This window comes from Oceanimonas marisflavi, assembly GCF_003049725.1.
Taxonomy (GTDB): domain Bacteria; phylum Pseudomonadota; class Gammaproteobacteria; order Enterobacterales; family Aeromonadaceae; genus Oceanimonas; species Oceanimonas marisflavi.
The window spans coordinates 1-22748 of record NZ_QAGM01000023.1; the positions used below are offsets into that span (position 1 = coordinate 1).

Annotated in this window: 18 protein-coding genes; 4 read left to right on the forward strand and 14 right to left on the reverse strand. The window is 60.4% G+C overall.

Annotated elements, in window-relative coordinates; translation table 11 throughout:
- Positions 1–172 precede the first annotated feature (172 nt).
- From DA373_RS13250 to DA373_RS13310, 13 genes are all read right to left on the reverse strand, one after another.
- Positions 173–2071 (reverse strand): SurA N-terminal domain-containing protein, encoded by a 1899-nt coding sequence (locus tag DA373_RS13250; RefSeq protein ID WP_107852784.1) that lies wholly within the window; start codon positions 2069–2071, stop codon positions 173–175.
- Positions 2072–2183: 112 nt separating this feature from the next.
- A complete protein-coding gene (locus tag DA373_RS13255) occupies positions 2184–2462 on the reverse strand; it encodes an HU family DNA-binding protein (protein ID WP_269801427.1) in 279 nt (92 codons plus the stop codon).
- Between the two features lie 158 nt (positions 2463–2620).
- On the reverse strand, positions 2621–4972 hold the full coding sequence (gene lon / locus DA373_RS13260; protein WP_107852785.1) for an endopeptidase La: 2352 nt from the start codon (positions 4970–4972) through the stop codon (positions 2621–2623).
- A gap of 137 nt (positions 4973–5109) precedes the next feature.
- Positions 5110–6390, reverse strand: a complete 1281-nt coding sequence (clpX, locus tag DA373_RS13265; protein ID WP_107852786.1) for an ATP-dependent protease ATP-binding subunit ClpX — start codon at positions 6388–6390, stop codon at positions 5110–5112.
- 84 nt (positions 6391–6474) lie between these two features.
- Complete coding sequence (clpP, locus tag DA373_RS13270) at positions 6475–7098, reverse strand: ATP-dependent Clp endopeptidase proteolytic subunit ClpP (RefSeq protein WP_107852787.1); 624 nt, start codon at positions 7096–7098, stop codon at positions 6475–6477.
- Between the two features lie 87 nt (positions 7099–7185).
- On the reverse strand, positions 7186–8496 hold the full coding sequence (gene tig / locus DA373_RS13275; RefSeq protein WP_107852788.1) for a trigger factor: 1311 nt from the start codon (positions 8494–8496) through the stop codon (positions 7186–7188).
- A gap of 221 nt (positions 8497–8717) precedes the next feature.
- Positions 8718–9704: a murein tripeptide/oligopeptide ABC transporter ATP binding protein OppF gene (gene oppF / locus DA373_RS13280; protein WP_107852789.1), complete on the reverse strand. Its 987-nt coding sequence runs from the start codon at positions 9702–9704 to the stop codon at positions 8718–8720.
- Positions 9697–10662, reverse strand: coding sequence for an oligopeptide ABC transporter ATP-binding protein OppD (oppD, locus tag DA373_RS13285; protein ID WP_107852790.1), 966 nt, complete (start codon positions 10660–10662; stop codon positions 9697–9699). The genes oppF and oppD overlap by 8 nt, the downstream gene beginning before the upstream one ends.
- A 12-nt stretch (positions 10663–10674) precedes the next feature.
- A complete protein-coding gene (gene oppC / locus DA373_RS13290) occupies positions 10675–11583 on the reverse strand; it encodes an oligopeptide ABC transporter permease OppC (protein WP_107852791.1) in 909 nt (302 codons plus the stop codon).
- 7 nt (positions 11584–11590) lie between these two features.
- Positions 11591–12511, reverse strand: coding sequence for an oligopeptide ABC transporter permease OppB (gene oppB / locus DA373_RS13295; RefSeq protein WP_107852792.1), 921 nt, complete (start codon positions 12509–12511; stop codon positions 11591–11593).
- 247 nt (positions 12512–12758) lie between these two features.
- Positions 12759–14372 (reverse strand): ABC transporter substrate-binding protein, encoded by a 1614-nt coding sequence (locus tag DA373_RS13300; RefSeq protein WP_107852793.1) that lies wholly within the window; start codon positions 14370–14372, stop codon positions 12759–12761.
- A 220-nt stretch (positions 14373–14592) separates the two neighbouring features.
- Entirely contained in the window at positions 14593–16290 is a 1698-nt protein-coding gene (locus tag DA373_RS13305; RefSeq protein ID WP_107852794.1) for an NAD-dependent malic enzyme, read from the reverse strand.
- 120 nt (positions 16291–16410) lie between these two features.
- Positions 16411–17493 (reverse strand): GGDEF domain-containing protein, encoded by a 1083-nt coding sequence (locus tag DA373_RS13310; RefSeq protein ID WP_107852795.1) that lies wholly within the window; start codon positions 17491–17493, stop codon positions 16411–16413.
- A 223-nt stretch (positions 17494–17716) separates the two neighbouring features.
- Between DA373_RS13310 and DA373_RS13315 the strand changes: the two genes are divergently transcribed.
- Genes DA373_RS13315 through DA373_RS13330 form a run of 4 tightly spaced genes read left to right on the forward strand, consistent with a single transcriptional unit; the run spans position 17717 to position 20102 of the window.
- Positions 17717–18067 carry an ArsC family reductase gene (locus DA373_RS13315; RefSeq protein ID WP_107852796.1) on the forward strand — a complete coding sequence of 117 codons (351 nt, stop codon included), beginning with the start codon at positions 17717–17719 and terminating at the stop codon, positions 18065–18067.
- A gap of 19 nt (positions 18068–18086) precedes the next feature.
- Positions 18087–19220, forward strand: coding sequence for a succinyl-diaminopimelate desuccinylase (dapE, locus tag DA373_RS13320; RefSeq protein WP_107852797.1), 1134 nt, complete (start codon positions 18087–18089; stop codon positions 19218–19220).
- Positions 19217–19876: a M15 family metallopeptidase gene (locus tag DA373_RS13325; protein ID WP_107852798.1), complete on the forward strand. Its 660-nt coding sequence runs from the start codon at positions 19217–19219 to the stop codon at positions 19874–19876. The genes dapE and DA373_RS13325 overlap by 4 nt, the downstream gene beginning before the upstream one ends.
- A gap of 10 nt (positions 19877–19886) precedes the next feature.
- A complete protein-coding gene (locus tag DA373_RS13330; RefSeq protein ID WP_107852799.1) occupies positions 19887–20102 on the forward strand; it encodes a hypothetical protein in 216 nt (71 codons plus the stop codon).
- A gap of 151 nt (positions 20103–20253) precedes the next feature.
- Here the strand turns inward: DA373_RS13330 and DA373_RS13335 are convergent, their stop codons facing one another.
- The gene (locus DA373_RS13335) at positions 20254–22596 is read right to left on the reverse strand and encodes a DNA polymerase II (RefSeq protein WP_107852800.1); all 2343 of its coding nucleotides are present in this window, start codon (positions 22594–22596) and stop codon (positions 20254–20256) included.
- Positions 22597–22748 lie beyond the last annotated feature (152 nt).

The window sequence follows — 22748 nt, forward strand, 5'->3', positions numbered from 1 at the left end:
GCGCTTACTGGCCTGTTCCAATAACGGTCTGACGGCTTCAAATTGTGCTCGCGTAATGTCGCTGGGGTATGTTTTTCGTTTCATCCGTCCAGTATCGGCTATTGGCGAAAGATTTCAAACAGGTTCTCACAGGCACCGAAGCGCCTGTGAGGGTGATGACATTCATGGTCGATCAGAAGAAGCTGTCGTCTTCGCTCTGAACCTGGCGATATTCAATGTCGGCTTCGGTCTTGAGCGCGTTGAGCAGGCTCTGGTAGTCCCGCTGGCCCTGTACCCGGCTCTGTCCCTGACGGATCAGCGCCAGCTGCTCAGAAGGCGCCTCAGGGGTGTTGACGCTGTTCAGGCGCAGCACCGCCAGATCCCCTCCGGACAGGGTCACCGTCTGCAGGCTGGGCTGCTCGTCCGGTGCCGTCATGGCAAACAGGGCATTGAGCAGAGCCGGATCCTGGGCGCTTTCCCGGGTCACGTCGGTCAGCTCACTGGCGCTCAGTTCATGCTCGCTCAGCCAGCCTGCAATATCACCCTCGGTCCATACCTGCTCCAGCTCACCGGCCGCTTCTCGCGCCAGCTCGGCAGCCTTGTCCTTCAGCGCCTGGGCACGGGCTTCGGCCTTCACTTCCTCGAAGTCACGCACCGCCGCCGGACGGTAATCCAGCACCCGGATCACCGCCGCCTTGTTGTCACCCAGCTCAATCAGATCCGAGTTCATGCGTTGCTCACGCAGCTCCGCCGAAAACGCCTGGGTCACCAGACGCGGATCGGCCAGCACCTCAGGCAGCTCATCCGCAGACACAAAGCCGGTAGACTGCACGGTCAGATCCAGCTCGCCGGCGGCCATATCGAGGGAGTCGGGAAACTCAAAGGCCAGCTCCGCCAGCCGCTGTTCACGCTGGTAGAAGTCATTGCCGGCCTGCTCGGCAGCGAGGCGTGCAGCAATGGCATCACGAACGTCTTTCAACGGTTTAACCTGAGCCGGACGCACCTCCAGCAGCTTGATCAGATGCAGACCAAATTCGCTTTCCACCACGCCGGATACATCACCCGCTTCCGCCAGACCAAAGGCCGCCTGATCAAAGGCCGGATCCAGAGTACCGGACTCCATCCAGTCCAGCTCACCGCCGTCCTCACCGGTAAAGGTGTCGTCAGACTCGGCTCTGGCCAGCTCGGCAAAGTCTTCGCCGGCGGTCAGGCGCTCGGCAATGGCCTGAATTTTTTCTTCCGCATCATCGCTCTTGTTCACCATGATATGGGCCACCCGGCGCTGCTCGGGCTGAGTGTAACTGGCCTGATTGGCGGCGTAGTAGTCCTCGATGGCCTGTTCATCGATATCATCGGCAGAGACTGTGCCGGCATCCAGCAACACATAGTTGAGCTTCACCTGCTCGGGGCGCTGAAACTGCTCCGGGTGCGCCTGATACCAGGCCTGTGCCTCTTCGTCGCTGACCTGGGCTTTGGCTTCATACTGCGCCAGAGGCAGGCGCACCAGGGTGGCGCTGCGCTGCTGGCGGGTCAGCCGGTCCAGCAGACCGGCTTCACTCTGCAGTGAAAAGGCCGAGCCGACCACGGCGTTCAGCAGCATCTGCCGGTTCAGATCCTGGCGAATGCTGTCGCGAAGCTGCTCCGGAGTCAGATTGTTACGGCTCAGCAGCTGCAGGTAACGGTCATTGTCAAATTTGCCATCCACCTGAAACTCGGGCAGGGAACGAATGGCATTGCGCACCTGCTCATCGCTGGCGCGCAGACCCAGATCGGCGATTTTCTGGTCAATCAGCCGCTGCTCTACCAGCTGCTCCAGTACCGAACGGCGAATTTGCGCCACATAGGCCGGATCGGCCAGCAACTGGCTGAACTGCTCGCCCAGCTGGCTTTCCAGACGGGCACGTTCGTTGCGGTAGGCGTTTTCCAGAACCTGGGCAGGGATCTCGTCGCCGTTGACCACGGCCGCCACTTCCTGCACCGGGCGGGTCACGTAGCTGCCCACGCCGGCCAGGGCAAAGGACAGTATGATGGCAACCAGTATGATCTTGGAGGTGGTGCCCTGGGCACCCGCTCTCAGTTTGTCAAAAAACATAAGTCGTTATTGCTCCCGATGGCGGCTCACCGCCAGTGCCGAAAAAAAGCGCACCACAGGATGCGCCTTGTTCGGATTCAGATTAACCGACGTAAGTGCCGGTGTGCTGACTTCAGTTAACGGCGTCTTTCAGGGCCTTGCCGGCCTTGAAGGCCGGGGTCTTGGCGGCAGCGATTTCAATGGTGGCGCCGGTTTGCGGGTTGCGACCGGTACGGGCGGCGCGCTCACGCACTTCAAAGGTACCAAAGCCAACCAGAGAGACAGAGTCACCGTCTTTCAGGGTTTCGGTGATCGCTTCCACAAAGGCGTCCAGCGCACGGCCGGCAGAGGCCTTGGTGATGTCGGCGCCATCGGCGATTCTGTCAATCAGTTGAGATTTATTCACGGTCATTCCCCTTTTCATTTTTTTGAGGTTGGCCAGATGACACAACCCTGTTATTTGAGTCTGGCGAGCCGGTATCATCCTGACCGGCTGCCACAAAGCTTTTCAAGGCTACTGCGAGTCTGAGTCACTGACAAGCCTCAAACCGCCGCTGGCGGCGAAAAAGCTCAGGCCGAGGCCACGGCAAAGCCTTCCGGCGGCTGTTCCAGCGCCAGCTCCAGCACTTCGTCCACCCAGCGCACCGGATGGATCTCCAGATCGCCCTTGACGTTTTCCGGAATTTCTTCCAGATCCCGCTCGTTTTCCGCCGGGATCACTACCCGCTTGATGCCGCCCCGATGGGCCGCCAGCAGCTTTTCCTTGAGGCCGCCGATGGGCAGCACTTCGCCGCGCAGGGTGATCTCGCCGGTCATGGCCACATCGGCCCGTACCGGGTTGCCGGTGAGGCTGGACACCAGCGCGGTGCACATGGCGATACCGGCGCTGGGGCCATCCTTGGGGGTGGCGCCCTCGGGCACGTGCACGTGAATGTCGCGCTTCTCGTAGAAGTCGGCGTTGATGCGCCACTTTTCGGCACGGGAGCGCACCACCGTCATCGCCGCCTGAATGGACTCCTGCATCACGTCACCGAGAGAGCCGGTATAGCTGAGCTTGCCCTTGCCCGGTACATTGGCCACCTCAATGGTCAGCAGATCGCCGCCCACTTCGGTCCAGGCCAGGCCGGTCACCTGACCGATCTGGTTGCTTTCTTCCGCCTTGCCGTAGTCAAAGCGGGCCACACCCAGATATTTCTTCAGGTTGTCACCGTTGATCACCACCTGCTTGATGTCCTTGTTGAGCAGAATTTCCTTCACCGCCTTGCGGCACAGCTTGGAGATTTCCCGCTCCAGGCTACGTACCCCGGCTTCCCGGGTGTAATAGCGGATAATGCCGATAATGGCGGAGTCTTCCACCACCAGCTCGCTTTCCTTCAGGCCGTTGCGGCTGATCTGCTTGGCCAGCAGGTGACGTTTGGCGATGTTGAGCTTTTCATCCTCGGTATAACCCGACAGCCGGATCACTTCCATCCGGTCCAGCAACGGGCCGGGAATGTGCATGGAGTTGGAGGTGGCCACGAACATCACATCGGACAGATCGTAGTCCACTTCCAGATAGTGGTCGTTAAAGCTGTGGTTCTGCTCCGGATCCAGCACTTCCAGCAGCGCCGAGGACGGATCGCCGCGCATGTCTGAGGACATCTTGTCGATTTCATCCAGCAGGAACAGCGGGTTGCGCACCCCTACCTTGGCCATTTTCTGGATCAGCTTGCCGGGCATGGAGCCGATGTAGGTACGGCGGTGACCGCGGATCTCGGCCTCGTCCCGCACGCCACCCAGGGCCATGCGCACATATTTGCGGCCGGTGGCCCTGGCAATGGACTGACCCAGAGAGGTCTTGCCCACGCCGGGCGGTCCCACCAGACACAGAATGGGGCCTTTGAGCTTGTTGGTGCGGGTCTGCACCGCCAGATACTCGATAATGCGTTCCTTGACCTTTTCCAGGCCGTAGTGATCGGCGTCGAGCACTTCCTCGGCCTTGGCCAGATCCTTTTTCACCTTGGACTTTTTCTTCCAGGGTACAGACACCATCCAGTCGATGTAGCCGCGCACTACGGTGGCTTCCGCCGACATGGGCGACATCATCTTCAGCTTGGCCAGCTCCGCCTCGGTCTTCTGCCTGGCGTCGTCGGTCATGCCGGCATCGTCAATTTTCTGTTGCAGCGCCTCAAACTCGTCGGGCACGTCGTCCAGCTCGCCGAGTTCCTTCTGAATGGCCTTCATCTGCTCATTCAGGTAATACTCGCGCTGGCTCTTTTCCATCTGCTTTTTCACACGGGCGCGAATGCGGCGTTCCACCTGCAGCAGATCCATTTCCGCTTCCATCATCGCCATCAGGTACTCGAGGCGCTCGCCGACTTCGGCGATTTCCAGCACCTTCTGCTTGTCTTCCAGCTTCAGCGGCATGTGAGCGGCCATGGTGTCCGCCAGACGGGCGGCATCTTCAATGGCGGTGAGCGAGGTCAGCACCTCGGGCGGAATTTTCTTGTTAAGCTTGATGTAGCCTTCAAACTGGGTAATGGCGGAGCGCACCAGCACTTCCTGCTCGCGCTCGTCCAGCGCCTGGGTGGCCAGATACTGGGCATCGGCCACGAAGTAACCATCCTGCTCGCGCAGTTGCTCCAGCCGGGCGCGCTGGGCGCCTTCCACCAGCACCTTGACGGTACCATCGGGCAGCTTGAGCATCTGCAGCACATTGGCCACCGTGCCCACCTGGTAGACATCATCCGCGCCCGGATCATCGGTGGACGCATCTTTCTGGGCGATCAGCAGTACCTTTTTGTCCTGCTCCATGGCCGCTTCCAGACAGCGGATGGATTTTTCCCGTCCCACAAACAGCGGGATGACCATGTGAGGATAAACCACCACGTCCCTGAGAGGCAGGACGGGAGTTTCGATGCGTTCGGAACGCTCTAGGGTCATAGTGTCCTCTCGGCTTGAATGCAATGTATTGGCGCTTGGGTGAGTATATGGGGGCGGGATCGCAAGATTCAATCGCTTCGGCGGCAAAAACGGAAAAAGGGGCAAAATGCCCCTTTTTCAGGTTAAAAAAGCCGCATTCAGTCGCCGGAGGCGGCCTGTGCTTCCCCTTTCTCGTAGATAAGAATGGGGTCGGATTCACCCTTGATCACGGTTTCGTCAATCACCACCTTGGACACATCGTTCATGGACGGCAGATCGTACATGGTGTCGAGCAACACCGCCTCCACGATGGAGCGCAGACCCCGGGCGCCGGTCTTGCGTTCCATGGCCTTGCGGGCGATGGAGCGCAGGGCGTCGTCGCGGAACTCCAGCTCCACGTCTTCCAGCGCGAACAGCGCCGCATACTGCTTGGTGAGGGCGTTCTTGGGCTCGGACAAAATCTGCACCAGGGCGTCTTCGTCCAGCTCGGTAAGGGTCGCCACCACCGGCAGACGGCCGATGAACTCGGGGATCAGGCCGTATTTGACCAGATCTTCCGGCTCCACCCGCGTGAAGATTTCGCTCAGGGTTGCTTTCTGATCCCGGGCCTTGACCTCGGCGCCAAAGCCGATGCCGGTGCCCTGATCCATACGCTGCTCCACCACCTTGTCGAGGCCGGCAAAGGCACCGCCACAAATAAACAGGATCTTGGAGGTGTCCACCTGCAGAAACTCCTGCTGCGGATGCTTGCGCCCGCCCTGAGGCGGAACCGACGCCACCGTGCCTTCAATCAGCTTGAGCAACGCCTGCTGCACGCCCTCACCCGACACATCCCGGGTAATGGAGGGATTGTCGGACTTGCGGGAAATCTTGTCGATCTCGTCGATGTAGACAATGCCTCGCTGGGCCTTTTCCACATCGTAATCACACTTCTGCAGCAGCTTCTGAATGATGTTCTCGACGTCTTCCCCCACATAACCGGCTTCGGTCAGGGTGGTGGCGTCGGCCATGGTAAAGGGCACGTCCAGCAGCCTGGCCAGGGTCTCGGCCAGCAGGGTCTTGCCCGAGCCGGTCGGACCGATCAGCAGAATGTTGGACTTGCCCAGCTCCACCCCGTCGGCACCGGTGGCGTTACGCAGCCGCTTGTAGTGGTTGTACACCGCCACCGCCAGCACCTTTTTGGCATGGTCCTGACCAATGACATAATCGTCCAGATGAGCGCGGATTTCGTGGGGCGTGGGCAGTGCATCGCCGTCACGCTTGGGCGAAATATCCTTGATCTCTTCCCGAATGATGTCTTCGCACAGCTCGACACATTCGTCACAAATATAGACGGAAGGGCCGGCGATCAGCTTGCGTACTTCGTGTTGGCTTTTACCGCAAAAGGAACAATACAGCAGTTTGCCGCCATCCCCTTCGCCCTTGCGTTTGTCTGTCATTCAGTCACCTCTTATGCATGCGGCGCAGGGCCCTGATCGTATTCGGCTCTACTGCACAGTGTACAGCACCCCGCCCCGCTTTGCTCAGTCGCGCTTGTAGAGCACCTCGTCAACCAGACCGTATTCTTTGGCCTGGGCCGCGGACATGAAATTGTCGCGGTCGGTATCGCGCTCGACCACCGCCAGATCCTGGCCGGTGTGCTCGGCCAGCAGCCGGTTGAGCTTTTCCTTGATATAAAGAATTTCCTTGGCGTGGATCTGAATGTCCGACGCCTGACCCTGAAAGCCCCCCAGGGGCTGGTGGATCATCACCCGGCTGTTGGGCAGCGCAAAGCGCTTGCCCGGTGCACCGCCGGCCAGCAGGAAGGCGCCCATGGAGCAGGCCTGGCCCATACATACGGTGCTCACATTGGGCTTGATAAACTGCATGGTGTCATAAATGGACATGCCCGCAGTCACCGAACCACCCGGCGAGTTGATGTAAAGGTAAATATCCTTTTCCGGGTTCTCCGACTCCAGAAACAGCAGCTGGGCGCAGATCAGGTTGGCCATGTGGTCTTCAACCTGGCCGGTGAGGAAGATCACCCGCTCCTTCAGCAGACGCGAGTAGATATCGTAAGAACGCTCGCCCTTGGCCGTCTGCTCCACCACCATGGGGATCAGGGCGGCCAGGGGTCCGTCCATCATCGGATTCTGGTTGTTCGACATAGATTCTTGTCCCTAAAACAAAATGGCCCGAGTGCACATACACTGGGGCCATTATACGCAAGAGCTTGATGCTTAAGTCAAATGATCTTAAGCGCCCATGCCCGGCTTGTTCATCACTTCGTCAAAGGAAACCTGCTTGTCGGTTACCTTGGCCTGAGACAGAACGAACTCGACGGCCTGATCTTCAACGGCCAGGCTGCGTACGTTTTCCAGCAGCTGGGGGTTGTCGTTGTAGTAAGCCACCACTTCGGCCGGATCTTCGTAGGCAGACGCCATGGACGCGATGATTTCCTGAACCTTGGCATCATCGGCCTTGATCTCGTTGGCCTTGATCACTTCACCCAGCAGCAGACCCACGCGCACGCGACGCTCGGCCTGATCCTTGAACAGTTCGGCGGGCAGCTCGGGGGCGTTCTTGGCATCCAGACCACCAAAGCGCTGCAGCGCCTGCTTGCGCAGGGTGTCTACTTCGCCGTCGATCAGGGACTGGGGCACGTCGATCTCGTTCTGCTCCAGCAGACCGTCGATCACCTGCTCTTTCACGGAGGCTTTCAGGGCCTGGGCCAGCTCGCGCTCCATGTTCTTGCGTACTTCGGCTTTCAGACCGTCAACGGTGCCGTCGGCGATGCCGAAGCGCTTCACGAATTCTTCGGTCAGCTCGGGCAGCTGCTGGGCTTCCACCTTGGTCAGGGTAATGGCGAAGCTGGCAGGCTTGCCCTTCAGGTTTTCGGCGTGGTATTCCTCGGGGAAGGTCACTTCGATGGTGAACTCGTCACCGGCCTTCTTGCCCAGCAGGCCGTCTTCAAAGCCCGGGATCATGCGGCCGGAGCCCAGTACCAGTACGAAGTCGTCGGCCTTGCCGCCTTCAAACTCTTCGCCGTCTACGGAGCCCACGAAGTTCATGGTGACGCGGTCGCCGTCTTCGGCGGCGCGGTCGGCTTCAACCCAGTCGGCGTGCTGCTTGCGCAGGGTGTCGATCATGTTGTCCAGATCGGCATCGGTCACTTCAGCCTGGGGCTTTTCAACGGATACCGCATCCAGGCCCTTCACTTCCACTTCCGGGTACACTTCAAAGGTGGCGGTAAAGGTGAAGTCTTCGCCGGCCTTGATCGGGGTCGGCTCCATGGTGGGCATGCCGGCCGGGTTGAGCTTTTCGCTCATCACGGCTTCAAAAAAGTTACGCTGCATCAGCTCGCCGGCCACGTCGGCTTCCACGGACGCACCGAACATTTTCTTGATAACGGTCAGCGGGGCCTTGCCAGGACGGAAGCCGTCGATGCGGCGGGTTTTGGCCAGCTGACGCAGACGGCTGTTCACTTCGCCGGTTACCTGCTCGGCGGGAACAGTGATGGTCAGGCGGCGCTCCAGGCCCTGGGTCGTCTCTACAGAAACTTGCATTCTTTTACCTCAATTTTCTTCAGCACGGCGGTGCTGACCCTGTGATGTTTGAAACAGCCCGGGCTGCTCCTTGAATCCTGGTGAAGACGATGTCTTCGCTAAAATACAGACGCGGCATTATAACGGCGCAGTTTCCAAGCGTCGAGGGACGATGGCGCGCCGTGGCTACTGAATATGGGGAGAAAACGATACTTTTCAAGACTGAACCACAAATAAGACCCTCAGCTCACCTTGAAACAGGCGGTTTGATGACCAGGCGGGCCTTCAAGCACGGGCATGGCCCGGGCACAGCCCTCGTCTGCCAGCGGACAACGGGTGCGGAACACACAACCCGAGGGCGGGTTCAGAGGCGACGGCAACTCCCCTTCCAGCAACTGCACCGGCCTGGTTCTTTCCGCATCCGGATCCGGCACCGGCACCGGCACCGCGCTGAGCAGGGCCTGAGTATAAGGATGCCGAGGATCGTTGTAGAGCGCCTGCTTGTCGGCCAGCTCCACCCCGTGGCCCAGATACATCACCAGCACTCTGTCGGAAATATGGCGCACCACCGACAGATCGTGGGCAATAAAAATCAGCGCCAGCCCCATTTCCCGCTGCAGATCTTTCAGCAGGTTGATTACCTGGGCCTGCACCGACACATCCAGCGCCGACACCGGCTCGTCGCAGATAATCAGTCTGGGTTCAAGGATCAGCGCCCGGGCAATGCCGATGCGCTGGCACTGGCCGCCGGAAAACTCGTGAGGGTAGCGGTTAATCAGGTTGGGCAGCAGGCCCACCCGCTCCATCATGGACTGCACCCGCTGCCGCACCTCGGCCTTGCCACGTTGCGGATAACAGGTAATGAGCGGCTCGGCAATAATGTCGCCTACCGTCATGCGCGGGTTAAGGGACGCCAGCGGATCCTGAAAAATCATCTGCATGTGCTGGCGCACCTCGCGCCACTGGCTTGCCGGCATACCGGTCAGCTCCCGGCCCTGCCAGCGCACCGAGCCGCCGGTGGCGGGCACCAGGCCGATAATGGCCCGGGCCAGGGTGGACTTGCCACAGCCCGACTCCCCCACAATCCCCAGGGTTTCGCCGGGGGCCAGGTTAAAGCTGACCCCATCCACCGCCTTTAACTGTTGCGGTGCCTGCCAGGGCCAGGCCGCTCTGGCCCGCACGGAAAAATGCACCCGCAAATGGTTCACCCGTAACAGCGGTTCAGTCATGACTCACCTCCAGAAAACAGGCGCTGTGCCGGCCGTCGCCGATGTCTTCCAGAGGCGGCGTTTCTTGCCGGCAACGTTCAAACACATAGGGGCAGCGTTGCTGAAACGGGCAACCCGGGGGCAGCTGCAGCAGGTTGGGCGGATTGCCGGCAATGGTGGCCAGCTCCTCTCCGTCGCTGTCGAGCCGGGGAATGGCATGCAGCAGTCCCTGAGTATAGGGGTGAGCCGGCCGATAGAAGATGTCCCGCACCGCCCCCACTTCCATGGTGCGGCCGGCATACATCACCATCACCCGGTCGCAGCTGCCCGCCACCACCCCCAGATCATGGGTGATCAGCATAATGGCGGTACTGAACTCGGTTTTCAGCTCGTTGAGCAGACTCATGATCTGGGCCTGCACGGTCACATCCAGGGCCGTGGTGGGCTCGTCGGCAATCAGCAGACTGGGCCGGCACAGCAATGCCATGGCGATCATCACCCGCTGGCGCATGCCGCCGGAAAACTCGTGGGGATAACGCCCCATGCGATCCCGCGCCTCGGGAATGTGCACCGCGTCCAGCATGCACACCGACTCGTTAAAGGCTTCCTTCCGGCTTATGCCCTTGTGCAGCAGCAGCACCTCCATCAGCTGCTCCCCCACCTTCATATAGGGATTGAGCGAGGTCATGGGATCCTGAAAAATCATGGCGATTTCTTCGGCGCGAATGCGGTTCAGCTCCCGCTCCGGCAACCCCAGCAGCTCCTGCCCTCGATAGCGCAAACTGCCGGTGGCGCGACCGTTTTTTGCCAGCAGCCCCATAATGGCAAAGGCGGTCTGGCTCTTGCCCGAGCCCGACTCGCCGACAATGCCGAGGGTTTCGCCGGCTTCAAGGGTGAAGCCGAGATCACTGACCGCCACCACCCGGCCTTCCGGCGTATCAAATTCCACCCTGAGGGCATCGACATTCAGCAGTTCCATTCCGGCCTCCGATCAGCGGTCCCGGGGATCCAGGGCGTCGCGCAGACCATCCCCCAGAAAGTTGAAGCAAAACAGGGTCACCACCATAAAGCCGGCGGGAAACAGCAATTGCCAGGGAGCGACCTCCATCGACTTGGCCCCTTCATCGAGCAGGGCGCCCCAGCTGGTCATGGGCTCCTGCACACCCAGGCCGAGAAAGCTGAGAAAAGACTCAAACAAAATCATGCCCGGCACCAGCAGGGTGGCGTACACCACCACAATGCCCAGCACATTGGGCACGATATGGCGGGTGATAATCCGAAAGCGGCTGACACCGCACACCTCGGCCGCCTCAATAAACTCTCTGCCCTTCAGGCTCAGGGTCTGGCCGCGCACAATGCGCGCCATGTCGAGCCAGCTCACTGCACCGATGGCAAAGAAAATCAGCCCTATGTTACGGCCGAAAAAGGTGATCAGCAGGATCACGAAAAACATAAAGGGAAAGGAATAGAGAATTTCCAGTATGCGCATCATCACCCTGTCGGTGCGTCCACCCACAAAACCGGCGGTAGCGCCGTAAAGCGTGCCGATCACCACCGCCACCAGGGCGCCGAGCAGCCCCACCATCAGCGAGATGCGCCCCCCGACAAGGGTGCGTACAAACAGATCCCGCCCCAGGGAGTCGGTCCCGAAATAATGCCCGTTATCCAGCGCCGGCGGGGCCATCATGGCGCCCCAGTCGGTGTCGTCGTAGGCGTAATCGGAAAAAGACGGCCCCGCCAGCACCAGCAACGCCATCAGCAGCAGGAGCAGCAGGCTGGCCAGCGCCGCCCGGTTTCGAAGAAAGCGCCGGCGGGCGTCCGCCCACAGGGAGCGTCCCTGTACCTCCAGCTCACCGGCAAACCGGGTCACCGCCACGGTTTTGTCCTTGGTTGTCACCATGCGCGCCTCAGTAACGGATTTTGGGGTCGATCAGGGCATAAAGAATGTCGACCACCGCATTAAAGGCAATGGTGAGCGCGCCCACCAGTATGGTAAGCCCCAGCACCATGGAATAGTCCCGGTTGAGGGCGCCGTTTACAAACAGCTGGCCGATGCCGGGCAGGCCAAAGATGGTTTCGATCACCACGGAGCCGGTGATGATGCCCACAAAGGCCGGCCCCAGGTAGGACACCACCGGCAGCATGGCCGGACGCAGGGCATGGCGCAGCAGAATGCGCGACATGGGCAGCCCCTTGGCCCTGGCGGTGCGAATAAAGGGACTGTTCATCACCTCGATCATGGCGCCGCGCATAATGCGGGCAATGGCGGCAATGTAGTGCATCATCATGGCGGTCACCGGCAGCAGCAGGTATTGCCAGCCACCGTCCTGCCAGCCGCCGGCGGGCAGCCACCCGAGCACAATGGCAAACACCAGAATAAGCAGGGGCGCCAGCACAAAGGACGGGATCACCACCCCCAGCATGGCACCGGACATCACCATATAGTCCACCCAGCTGTTTTGCCTGAGCGCCGCTGTCATGCCCGCGGCCACCCCCAGCAGCACGGCCCCGGTAAAGGCGAACAGGCCGATACGGGCCGACACCGGCAATGCCTGGGCGACCAGCTCGTTAACGGTAAAGTCCCGGTACTTGAACGAAGGGCCCAGATCCCCTTGCGCCAGGTTGCCCAGGTAGGTGAAATACTGCGCCAGCACCGGCTTGTCGAGACCGTATTTGGCCTCGATATTGGCCATGACTTCCGGCGGCAGTGAGCGCTCTGTGCTGAAGGGGTTACCCGGCGCAAAGCGCATCATAAAGAAGGAAATGGTGATCAGCACCAGCAGGGTGGGAATGGCTTCCAGTATTCGCTTTAGTATGAATTTAAACATGGAGTAACCTGTAACCAGCAGTGCAAGGAAGCATCAGCAGCATTACCTCCCCCGACACGCTTCGAGCCCCTCCTTGGGGCGCTCGGCAAATGCCATCCCTGGCATTTGACGGTCGGGTCCGGCAAACGCTGCTGCTGCTTCATGCAGACAAGGAGTTGCCTGCCATCTCGTTCCCACGCTCTGCGTGGGAATGCATAGCGATGTTAACGGCCACACCGAAATGCGCAGCCAACCTTCAGGCGCCTAATCACTTCGCCCTGATATACAGATCCTTGCTGTAGATATTGTCCAGGGGATTGTCGGGATAGCCGCCCACATGAGGCTGCACCAGCCGCGCCTTCACATACTGATAGATGGGTGCAATGGGCATGTCCACCGCCAGGATTTCCTCGGCCTGGGCATAGAGGCTGTTGCGGGCGGTGTCGTCACTCACCAGCCGCGATTCGGCCATCAGCCGGTCAAACTCCGGATTGCTGTATTTTCCATCGTTGTTGCCATGGCTGCTCTGCATCAGATCCAGCATGCTGGACGCCTCGTTATAGTCGGCAATCCAGCCGGCCCGGGCCACGTCAAAGTTCCCCTGGGTTTTGGTATCGAGGTAGGTTTTCCATTCCTGGTTAACCAGCTCTACTTCCACCCCCAGGTGTTTTTTCCACATGGAGGCAATAGCCACCGCCACCTTGCGGTGATTGTCGTTGGTGTTGTAGAGCAGCTCAAAGCGCAGCGGCTTGTCCTTGCCGTAACCGGCTGCTTCTATCAGCGCCCGGGCCTTTTCATCCCGCTGCTGCTGGGTCCAGCCGGCCCAGTCCACCGCCGGCGGAGTAAAGCCGTTCACCACCTCGGGGGCAAGCGTATAGGCGGGCCGCTCTCCCTGCCCCATGACCTTGTGCGCAATAATGTCGCGGTCAATGGCATAAGACAGGGCATTGCGTACGCGGGCATCGTTAAAAGGGGGTTTTTGCGTGTTGAACACATAGTAATAGGTGCCCACATAGCCGCCCACGCGAATGGCGTCGGGGTGCTCCTTTTGCAGCCGTTTGAAGTGCTCCAGAGGAATGTCGTAGGTCATGTCCAGCTCGCCGGACAGGAAACGGTTCATTTCTGCATTCTGGGACGCTATCGGCAGGTAGACCACCTTGTCCACCACGGTGTCGGCGTTATTCCAGTATTCAGGGTTACGCGCCAGCTCGATGCGTTCATTCACCACCCAGTTGCTCAGCCGGTAGGCACCGTTGGAGACCATATTGCCGACACGGGTCCATTCGTCGCCGTGTTTTTCCACCGTGGCCCTGTGCACCGGGTAGGTGGGCGCCAGCGACAGCATGGACACAAAATAGGGCACGGGGCTGGCCAGGGTAATTTCCAGGGTGTGCTCATCCAGCGCCTTCACGCCCAGCTCACTGGCGGGCTTGTTGCCGTTCACCACCTCGGTGGCATTGAGAATGGTGGCCTTTTCCAGATACCAGGAATAAGGCGAGGCGGTGGCGGGATCCACCGCCCGCCTGAGGGCATATTCAAAATCTGCGGCGGTCACCGGATCACCGTTGGACCATTTGGCGTCGTCGCGAAGATGAAACACATACACCAGGTTGTCTTTGGTTTCCCAGCGCTCGGCCACCCCGGGGACCACCTCGCCATCGGGACCGGAATTCACCAGCCCCTCGAACAGATCCCGCAGCACATTGCTCTCGGGTACCCCTTCCACCTTGTGCGGATCCAGGGACGCCGGCTCGGAGCCATTGCCCCGCACCAGTTGCTGCACCCCGGCAAGCTCTGTGCCTTCAGGAACCACGGCGGCATAAGCAGGCCCTCCCAGCAGGGTACACATCGACAGAGCAAGCAGGGATTTCTTCACGTTCATGGTTCTCTCCTTGAGTGAGCGCAACGGCCATTAACCGGCAACCTAATCCTTATTTCAGTGGGGTTATAGCATGACAAAATTCCAGATTAAACAAACAATTGATTCACATCACCAAACCGCGGGCAATCTTCAGGGTGAACAAACTATCACCATGATTGGGCCCGGACTCCGGGCAAAAAAAAGGCATGCCGAAGCATGCCTTTATTACCGCACTTCAGGGTCAGAACGACACGCGACGGTACTTGCGGTATTCCGGGGTCCAGTAGTTGGCCTCAATGGCCTTGTCCAGCACCTCGTCGGAGGTCTGCAGCGCCTGGCCCTGCAGCTGGGCGGTTTTGGCCACCATCTTGGCGATATGACGGCTCACCTGCTGAATTTCATCCAGCGGCGGCAGCAAGGCGCCTTCACCGTCCCGGGCCAGGGGCGAGCAGGCCGCCAGGGCACGGCTGGAGGCCATCAGCATGGCGTCAGTGATCCGTTTGGCGCCACAGGCCAGTACCCCCAGGCCGATGCCGGGGAAGATGTAGGAGTTGTTGCACTGGGCGATCTCGTACAGGGTGCCCTTGTACTCTACCGGTGCAAAGGGGCTGCCGGTGGCGACCAGAGCCTTGCCGTCGGTCCAGTTGATGATCTCTTCCGGGGTCGCTTCCACCCGGGAAGTGGGGTTGGACAGCGGGAAGATAATGGGCCGCTCGCAGTGAGCGTGCATGGTCTGGATCACTTCCTTGGTGAACAGACCCGGCTGGCCGGACACACCGATCAGAATATCGGGTTTGGCGTTCTGCATCACCTCCAGCAGGGAGATATTGTCACCGGCCACGGTCCAGTCCTGCAGGTTTTCCGGCGACTGGGCCAGCGGACGCTGAAAGTCCACCAGATTGGGCATGTTGTCGGTAATAAGCCCAAAACGGTCTACCATGTATACCCGCTCCCGGGCCTTGGCATCGCTCAGGCCCTCGGCCTTCATCTGCGCCACAATCTGCTCGGCAATACCACAACCGGCGGAGCCGGCACCCAGGAAAGCCACTTTCTTTTCGGACAGCTTGCTGCCGCTGGCCTGACAGGCAGCGATCAGTGAGCCCAGGGTCACGGCAGCGGTGCCCTGAATGTCGTCGTTAAAGCAGCACAGCTCGTCCTTGTAGCGGTTGAGCACCGGCATGGCGTTTTTCTGAGCGAAGTCTTCAAACTGCAGCAGCACGTCCGGCCAGCGGCGCTTCACCGCCTGAATAAAGGCGTCCACGAACTCTTCGTATTCCTCGCCGGTGACCCGCGGGTTGCGCCAGCCCATGTACATGGGGTCTTTCAGCAGCTGTGGGTTGTTGGTGCCCGCATCCAGTACCACCGGCAGGGTGTAGGCCGGTGAAATGCCGCCACAGGCCACATACAGGGACAGCTTGCCGATGGGAATGCCCATGCCGCCGATGCCCTGGTCACCCAGGCCCAGAATACGCTCGCCGTCGGTGACCACCATCACCTTGACGTTGCGTTTGGTGGCGTTTTGCAGAATGTCGTCGATATGATCCTTGTCGGGGTAGGAAATAAACAGACCCCGGGCGCGACGATAAATGTTGGAGAACTCCTCACAGGCCTGGCCCACGGTGGGGGTATAAATGATGGGCATCATTTCGGTGAGGTGATCTTCTACCAGGCGATAAAACAGGGTTTCGTTTGTATCCTGAATATTGCGCAGGTAAATGTGCTTGTCGAGATTGTTCTGAAACCCGCAGTACTGCTTGTAGGCCCGTTCGACCTGCTCTTCGATGGTTTCAATGTTATGGGGCAGCAGACCGTCCAGGTTAAATGCAAGCCGTTCTTCCTTGTTGAACGCGCTGCCCTTGTTCAGCAAGGGCGTTTCAAGCAGCGCGGGGCCGGCATAGGGAATGTAAAGGGCACGTTTGTCCTGTTGGTCTTGGGGCATAGACATCTCGCTTAGTTGTTTTTCCGCAGGAAAGTCATGATGTGAATCAGGTATTCGGGGGCTTGGCGAGCAGTATAAGCCAAGCCCCGTTTACAAACCACCGTCGCGGAGGCTTATTGCTCAGGCTGCCGCCTGTACACAGTTGCGACCGCTGCACTTGGCGTCATACAGCGCCTCATCGGCCCGGTTGAGCAGGCTTTGCAGATCACTGTCGTGGCGTCCTTCCACCACGCCGGCACTCAGGGTAACGGTAATTTCCCCCTCGCCCAGGGGGTTTTCCACCGGCTGGGATTCCACCGCCAGACGCAGGGTCTCGGCCTGGCGCAGGCCCTGCTCCAGGGTGGTGTCGGGCAGCAATACCATAAACTCCTCGCCGCCATAGCGCGACATAATGGCCTCGGGGCCAAAGATGTCTCCCAGGGTGGTGGCCACCCGCACCAGCACCTCGTCTCCCATCAGGTGACCATGTTCGTCGTTGATGCGCTTGAAGCGGTCCAGATCAAACAGAATAAGGGTGTAGGGACGGCGGCCTCCCTCATCGCGCTGATGCGCCAGCTGGCGCATAAACAAGCGGCGGTTCATCAGCCGGGTCAGCGGATCCCGGGTCGACTCCCGGTACAGATCCAGCAGCATGCGCAGCTGTCCCGCCTGTACCCAGATCATGGCGAGACTGAAGCAAATCAGCAGCCAGAGCCGGTCCAGCAGGGCGCCGTTGTCCAGACTGCGGGAATCCAGCCAGTAATCGGTGGCCAGCACACACAGGGTGATCACTGCCGCCACTCTGAGCCCTGACTTCACCGGCAGCGGCAGCACGCTCAGCAGCGCCAGCAGAAAATAGGGAAAGGCAATATAGCCGATGGGAATGGGGGCGCCGTCACGAAAGCTCCACAACCCAACCAGATTAAAGGCGAGCAGTACCCCCACCAGAAAATACAGGGAGGCCACCATCCAGCGCCGGTTGAGCTTGCACAGGTAACTGAGCGGCAGCAGGGGGGTCAGCATGGCGCCGGTGATCAGGCGAATCTTCCAGATCAGCTTGAAATGGGCCGGATCCAGTACCCACCAGTCAACGGCAATCCAGCCGGCAATGCCGATGATAAGCAGGGTGACCAGCCAGCGAAAACGAATGGCCACAAAGCCGATGCGGGTCAGTTTAAAGTCGCTGGAATGATGACTGTCACTCCAGTATTCCTTGAGCTCCAAGCCTTTCCCCTTTTATTTTGAAGGCAAAGCGAACGAAAAGCCGCGTGAAGTGCCGAAGCCCGGCAATCATCCGGGCCCGCTTGGCGACGACGGGAATTCAAAGTCGCTAACACTACCCAAAGCTGTCGTAATGCGCCAGCGTATTTTACCCGCCGACCGGGCTGGTTGCAGCCCTGAGGGTTAAATGACAAAATTCCGGCCACCCTCTTTAACGAGCTGCACCATGACCGTTACTCTCTACGGCATCAAAAACTGCGACACCATCAAAAAGGCCCGCAAGTGGCTGGAACAGGCGGGCATCGACTACCGCTTTGTGGATCACCGCGCCGATGGCCTCGACCCGGAACAGCTGGCCCACTGGCTGGAGGTGCTAGGCCACGAGGCGCTGGTCAACAAGCGGGGCACCACTTACCGGACCCTGAGCGATGAAGACAAGGCCGCCCTGGGGCCCGACACCGCCGCCGCCCTGCTGCAGGCCCATCCGGCCATGATCAAGCGACCGCTGCTGAACCTCGACGGCGAGCTGCATCTGGGGTTCAAGCCCGAGCTGTATGCCAGCCTGTTCAACCAATAAAAAAGAAGTAAGGAAACACATGACTGACTCTGCCGTGCTGGCGCTCACCAAAGAGCTGATTAACCGCCCCTCGGTGACCCCCGAAGACGAAGGCTGCCAGGAGCTGATGGGCGATCGGCTGGCCGCCCTGGGGTTCAAGCTGGAATCCATGGTGTTTGAAGACACCACCAACCTCTGGGCCCGCCGTGGCACCGAGGGCCCGTTGTTCTGCTTTGCCGGCCATACCGATGTGGTGCCCCCCGGGCCGCTGGATCAGTGGCACACCCCGCCCTTTGAGGCTACCGAAATCGACGGCTACCTGCACGGCCGGGGCGCCGCCGACATGAAAGGTTCGCTGGCCGCCATGGTGGTCGCCACCGAGCGCTTTGTGGCCCGCAATCCGGATCACAAGGGCTCCATTGCCTTTCTGATCACCAGCGACGAGGAAGGCCCCTTTATCAATGGCACCACCCGGGTGGTGGACACCCTGGAGGCCCGCAACGAGAAAATCACCTGGTGTCTGGTGGGTGAGCCTTCATCCACTCACGAGGTGGGTGATGTGGTCAAGAACGGCCGCCGGGGCTCGCTGACCGGTGATCTCACCGTAAAAGGCGTACAGGGCCATGTGGCCTATCCGCACCTGGCCGACAACCCGGTGCACAAGGCCTCCCCCGCCCTGGCCGAGCTGGCCGCCACCGTATGGGACAAGGGCAACGACTATTTCCCGCCCACCAGCTTTCAGATTGCCAATGTGCACGCCGGTACCGGTGCTTCCAACGTGATCCCGGGCGAAATGAAGGTGCAGTTCAATTTCCGTTTCAGCACCGAGCTCGACGAAGACAAGATAAAGGCCCGGGTGCACAGCGTGCTCGACGCCCACGGCCTGGACTATCACATCGACTGGCTGCTCAACGGCAAACCCTTTCTCACCGACACCGGCGATCTGCTCACCGCCACCGTGGGTGCGGTGCAGGCGGTGCGTCATCAGGAGCCGGCGCTGCTCACCACAGGCGGTACCTCCGACGGGCGCTTTATCGCCCAGACCGGCGCCCAGGTGATTGAGCTGGGGCCGGTCAACGCCACCATTCACAAGCTCAACGAGTGTGTGAAAATCGCCGATCTGGAGCAGCTTGCCGACATGTATGAAGGCATTCTGGAGCGGTTGCTGGCATGATGCCCGACTGCCTGCTGGGCCTGAATGAAAGCCATCTGGTGCCCCTGGCCGAGCCGGGGCACCGGCTGCAGGCCGAGGCCAGAGATGCCTTTGTGGCCCTGCAGGCGGCGGCCGCCGGCGCTGGATTCCATCTGGCGCCGGCGTCGAGCTTTCGCGGCTTTGACCGCCAGCTGGCCATCTGGAACGGCAAGTTCGAGGGCAGCCGGCCACTGCTGGATGCCAACAGCCGGCCGCTGGACGCCCTCTCTTTAAGCGAGCCCGCGCGCATTCATGCCATTTTGCGCTGGAGCGCCCTGCCCGGCACCAGCCGTCACCACTGGGGCACGGATCTCGATATCTACGACCCGACCCTGCTGCCCGCCGGCAACAAGCTGCAACTGGAACCCTGGGAATATGAGCCGAGCGGGTATTTTTACCCGCTCAGCCAGTGGCTGGCTGCCAATATGGAGCGGTTTGGCTTTTACCTGCCCTATGCCAGTGGCCACGGCGTGGCCGCCGAGCCCTGGCACCTGAGTTATCGTCCCCTGGCGCAGGAGTGTGAACATCGGTTGACGCCGGCGCTGGTGGCGAACGCCCTTGCTACCCGGCCAATACTGGGTAAAACACATATCCTTAATATGCTGGACGAGATTTTCGCCCGCTACATTTATCAATGAGGAAAACACCATGAGCACCTGGCTCTGGATTGCACTGCCCCTGTTGTTTCTGGTTGGCCTGTTTGTCAGCGCCCTCAAGGACACCAAGCACATCGAAAAAAACGTGCAGAAGAACCGCGACAAAATGAAGCTGCGCCGCTGGGATGACAGCAAGGAAGACTGGGGCGTGCCCCCGGGCAAGTACAAGGCCGATGAAAAGGACGACGAGAAGAAAAACGGGGACTAGGGACTAGGGACTAGGGACTAGGGAGGTTGTAGGCGCCGCTTTAGCCGGCGCAAACTCACAGACAACGGAACATTCAAAGCCTGTTGCACAGGCTCTGCCGGCTAAAGCGGCAGCTACCAATCCCTAATCCCCGCTCACTAATCCCTCAAAATCAAAACAGCCCCAGCTGCTGGCTGGTAATGCCCTCAAAACTTAACCCCACAAAGGGCAGTATGGCGTCGGCCACCGGCTTCAGCTGCTTGTCTACATAATGCTGATAATCCATGGCCGACCGGCGGTATTCCACCGGCTCCGGCCCGTTGACCGTGATCACATAGGCAATCACTCCCTTGCGCTGATAGCGCAGCGGTTTGCCGAGGCGGGCGTTGTGCTCGTCGGCCAGCCGGGCCGCCCGCACCTGGGGCGGCTGGGATTTCACATACTGGGCCAGTGGCCGGCGCAGCCGCTTGCGGTACACCAGCTCCGCGTCCCGCTCCCCGGTCAGGGTCTGTGCCAGGGTAAGCCGCACAAACCCGCTCGGATCTTCATCATTGAATACCAGCCGGTACAGCTCGGTCTGAAAGGCCCTCGCCAGGGGCGTCCAGTCGGAGCGCACGGTTTCCAGCCCCTTGAACACCAGCTTTGCCTCGCCCTGTTGCAGCCGCAGGCCGGCATAGCGCTTCTTTGAGCCCTCTTCCCGGCCGCGAATGGTGGGCATCAGAAAGCGGGCAAAATAACTCTCGAACTGCAGTTCCAGATAACTTTCCAGTTGCAGCTCCCGTTTCAGCCAGTCGCGCCAGTAATCATTCACCAGCGCCGCCAGCCGCTGCCCTTCCCGGCTGCCGGAAGCCTCGTCGTGCTCGCCGGCCAGCAGCACAAATACCGAGTCGGTGTCGCCGTAGATCACCTCGTGGCCTTCCCGCTCAATGCGCCGTGCGCTTTGCTGCATGATATCGTGGCCGCGCAGGGTAATGGACGAGGCCAGCCGGGTATCGTAAAAGCGGCAGCCGCCGGAGCCGAGCACACCGTAAAAGGAATTCATCAGTATCTTGATGGCCTGGGAGCGCGGCCCGTCCTGCTCCCGCTTGGCCTGATCCCGCTCGCGCCAGAGTCCGGCAATGATCTCGGGCAGAAAATGATGGGTACGGGAAAAGCGCGCGCCCCGGTAACCGGGAATGGCATCCTCTTCCTTCAGCCCCAGCACCAGCCCCAGGGGATCGATGCGAAAGGTGCGGATAATGGACGGATACAGGCTCTTGAAGTCCAGCACCAGCACATGACGATAGAGTCCCGGGCGGGAGTTCATCACATAGCCGCCGGGGCTCGCCAGGCCGCCGCCGGGAGGCAGGTTGGGAGCGGCAAAGCCGGCCCGGTGCAGATGAGGCAGATATACCTGCACAAAGGCCGCCACCGAGCCGCCGATACGATCCAGCTCCAGCCCGGTGAGCTGGCTGCGCAGACGCAGAAAGTCGAGCACTCGAGTGTGGGCGAAAATATCCCACACCAGCCGGCAGTCTTCCAGGTTGTAGGCGGCCAGCTTCGGCTTGTTAAAGCGAAAGTCGTGCATAATGCTGGCCAGCCGGTTGGCCACATCCTCAGTTTGCTTGCCCCGCCCCAGCAGGGCCTGCGCCACCGACTCCAGGCTGAAGCTGTCAAACTGGTAGCAGGCGGTCTTGAGGGCATCGATTCCGTCGATGGCCACCCGGCCCGGCAGGGTGACAAACACCTGCTCGGTGTGAGCCCGCTCGCGCAGAAAGGCACTCTCGCCGCCCCGGCCCAGCCGCAACCGAATGCCGTGCAGCGCCGCCCGCTTGAGGAGCAGCCGCAGATCAAAGGCCACCAGGTTCCAGCCGATAAGAATGTCGGGATCGTACTGCGCCAGCTCGCTTTCAAGGGCATGCAGCAACGCCCGCTCGTCGGCGACCCAGCGAATATCGGTGGCGGCAGGCTCGGGGGCACCAATAATCAGTACCCGGGCCAGGTGCTCACCGTAGAGGCCGATGGAATAGAGCTCCCCCTGGCCCGAGCATTCGATATCCAGGGAGAGCACGCGAAACGGCGGCTGCCAGTCGCCCTTGCGCAGGCGGGCGTCGTCCACCTGCACAAAGCCGGCCTGGGGCCGGGCCGTGCCGGTAAACTCAACGCTGCCGCGAATAAACCGGCTGACCAGGTAGCGCTCGTGAGGGCGAAAGTCATGCTCCAGCACCTCGGTGCCGGCGGCCTGCAGCCGCTGCACCGCCTGCTGCTGATCGGCCATGGTAGCGAAATAGAGCACCGCCAGCGGCTGGTGGGCAAAGCTGTGCAGGCCGGGCTCGGTCCAGTCAAACGACAACCCCGCCAGAGCCTTCTCTGCCCGGGCCCGCTCCGCCACCGGCACCATCAGCAGAGCCCGCTCGCCAGATACGGTGAGGCGCACCGGCCCCTGCGGCGTGCACAGCCAGTAGTGAATGTCGATATGGCCATGGCGATCCCGGCTGTGGCGGGTCAGTACAAAGCCCTGCTGGATAGGGTTCATTCTGTTGAGGGAATATAGGGATTAGGTACTGGTAGGCCCGGCTTCAGCCGGGCAACGACATTGCGGTTAACATCCTTGCCCGAATAAATTCGGGCCTACAAAACTGGCTGAAGTGTAGGTTGGAATGAGCCTCAGCGAATTCCAACATTCAA

Bases quoted from the DNA above. Each gene is read 5' to 3' on its own strand.
- DA373_RS13300 (WP_107852793.1), bottom strand. From the start codon at position 14,372: ATGAACGTGAAGAAATCCCTGCTTGCTCTGTCGATGTGTACCCTGCTG.
- oppF (WP_107852789.1), bottom strand. From the start codon at position 9,704: ATGACTGAACCGCTGTTACGGGTGAACCATTTGCGGGTGCATTTTTCC.
- tig (WP_107852788.1), bottom strand. From the start codon at position 8,496: ATGCAAGTTTCTGTAGAGACGACCCAGGGCCTGGAGCGCCGCCTGACC.
- clpP (WP_107852787.1), bottom strand. From the start codon at position 7,098: ATGTCGAACAACCAGAATCCGATGATGGACGGACCCCTGGCCGCCCTG.
- oppC (WP_107852791.1), bottom strand. From the start codon at position 11,583: ATGGTGACAACCAAGGACAAAACCGTGGCGGTGACCCGGTTTGCCGGT.
- DA373_RS13250 (WP_107852784.1), bottom strand. From the start codon at position 2,071: ATGTTTTTTGACAAACTGAGAGCGGGTGCCCAGGGCACCACCTCCAAG.
- DA373_RS13315 (WP_107852796.1), top strand. From the start codon at position 17,717: ATGACCGTTACTCTCTACGGCATCAAAAACTGCGACACCATCAAAAAG.
- DA373_RS13305 (WP_107852794.1), bottom strand. From the start codon at position 16,290: ATGCCCCAAGACCAACAGGACAAACGTGCCCTTTACATTCCCTATGCC.
- clpX (WP_107852786.1), bottom strand. From the start codon at position 6,390: ATGACAGACAAACGCAAGGGCGAAGGGGATGGCGGCAAACTGCTGTAT.
- lon (WP_107852785.1), bottom strand. From the start codon at position 4,972: ATGACCCTAGAGCGTTCCGAACGCATCGAAACTCCCGTCCTGCCTCTC.
- oppB (WP_107852792.1), bottom strand. From the start codon at position 12,511: ATGTTTAAATTCATACTAAAGCGAATACTGGAAGCCATTCCCACCCTG.
- DA373_RS13330 (WP_107852799.1), top strand. From the start codon at position 19,887: ATGAGCACCTGGCTCTGGATTGCACTGCCCCTGTTGTTTCTGGTTGGC.
- oppD (WP_107852790.1), bottom strand. From the start codon at position 10,662: ATGGAACTGCTGAATGTCGATGCCCTCAGGGTGGAATTTGATACGCCG.
- DA373_RS13335 (WP_107852800.1), bottom strand. From the start codon at position 22,596: ATGAACCCTATCCAGCAGGGCTTTGTACTGACCCGCCACAGCCGGGAT.
- DA373_RS13255 (WP_269801427.1), bottom strand. From the start codon at position 2,462: ATGACCGTGAATAAATCTCAACTGATTGACAGAATCGCCGATGGCGCC.
- dapE (WP_107852797.1), top strand. From the start codon at position 18,087: ATGACTGACTCTGCCGTGCTGGCGCTCACCAAAGAGCTGATTAACCGC.
- DA373_RS13325 (WP_107852798.1), top strand. From the start codon at position 19,217: ATGATGCCCGACTGCCTGCTGGGCCTGAATGAAAGCCATCTGGTGCCC.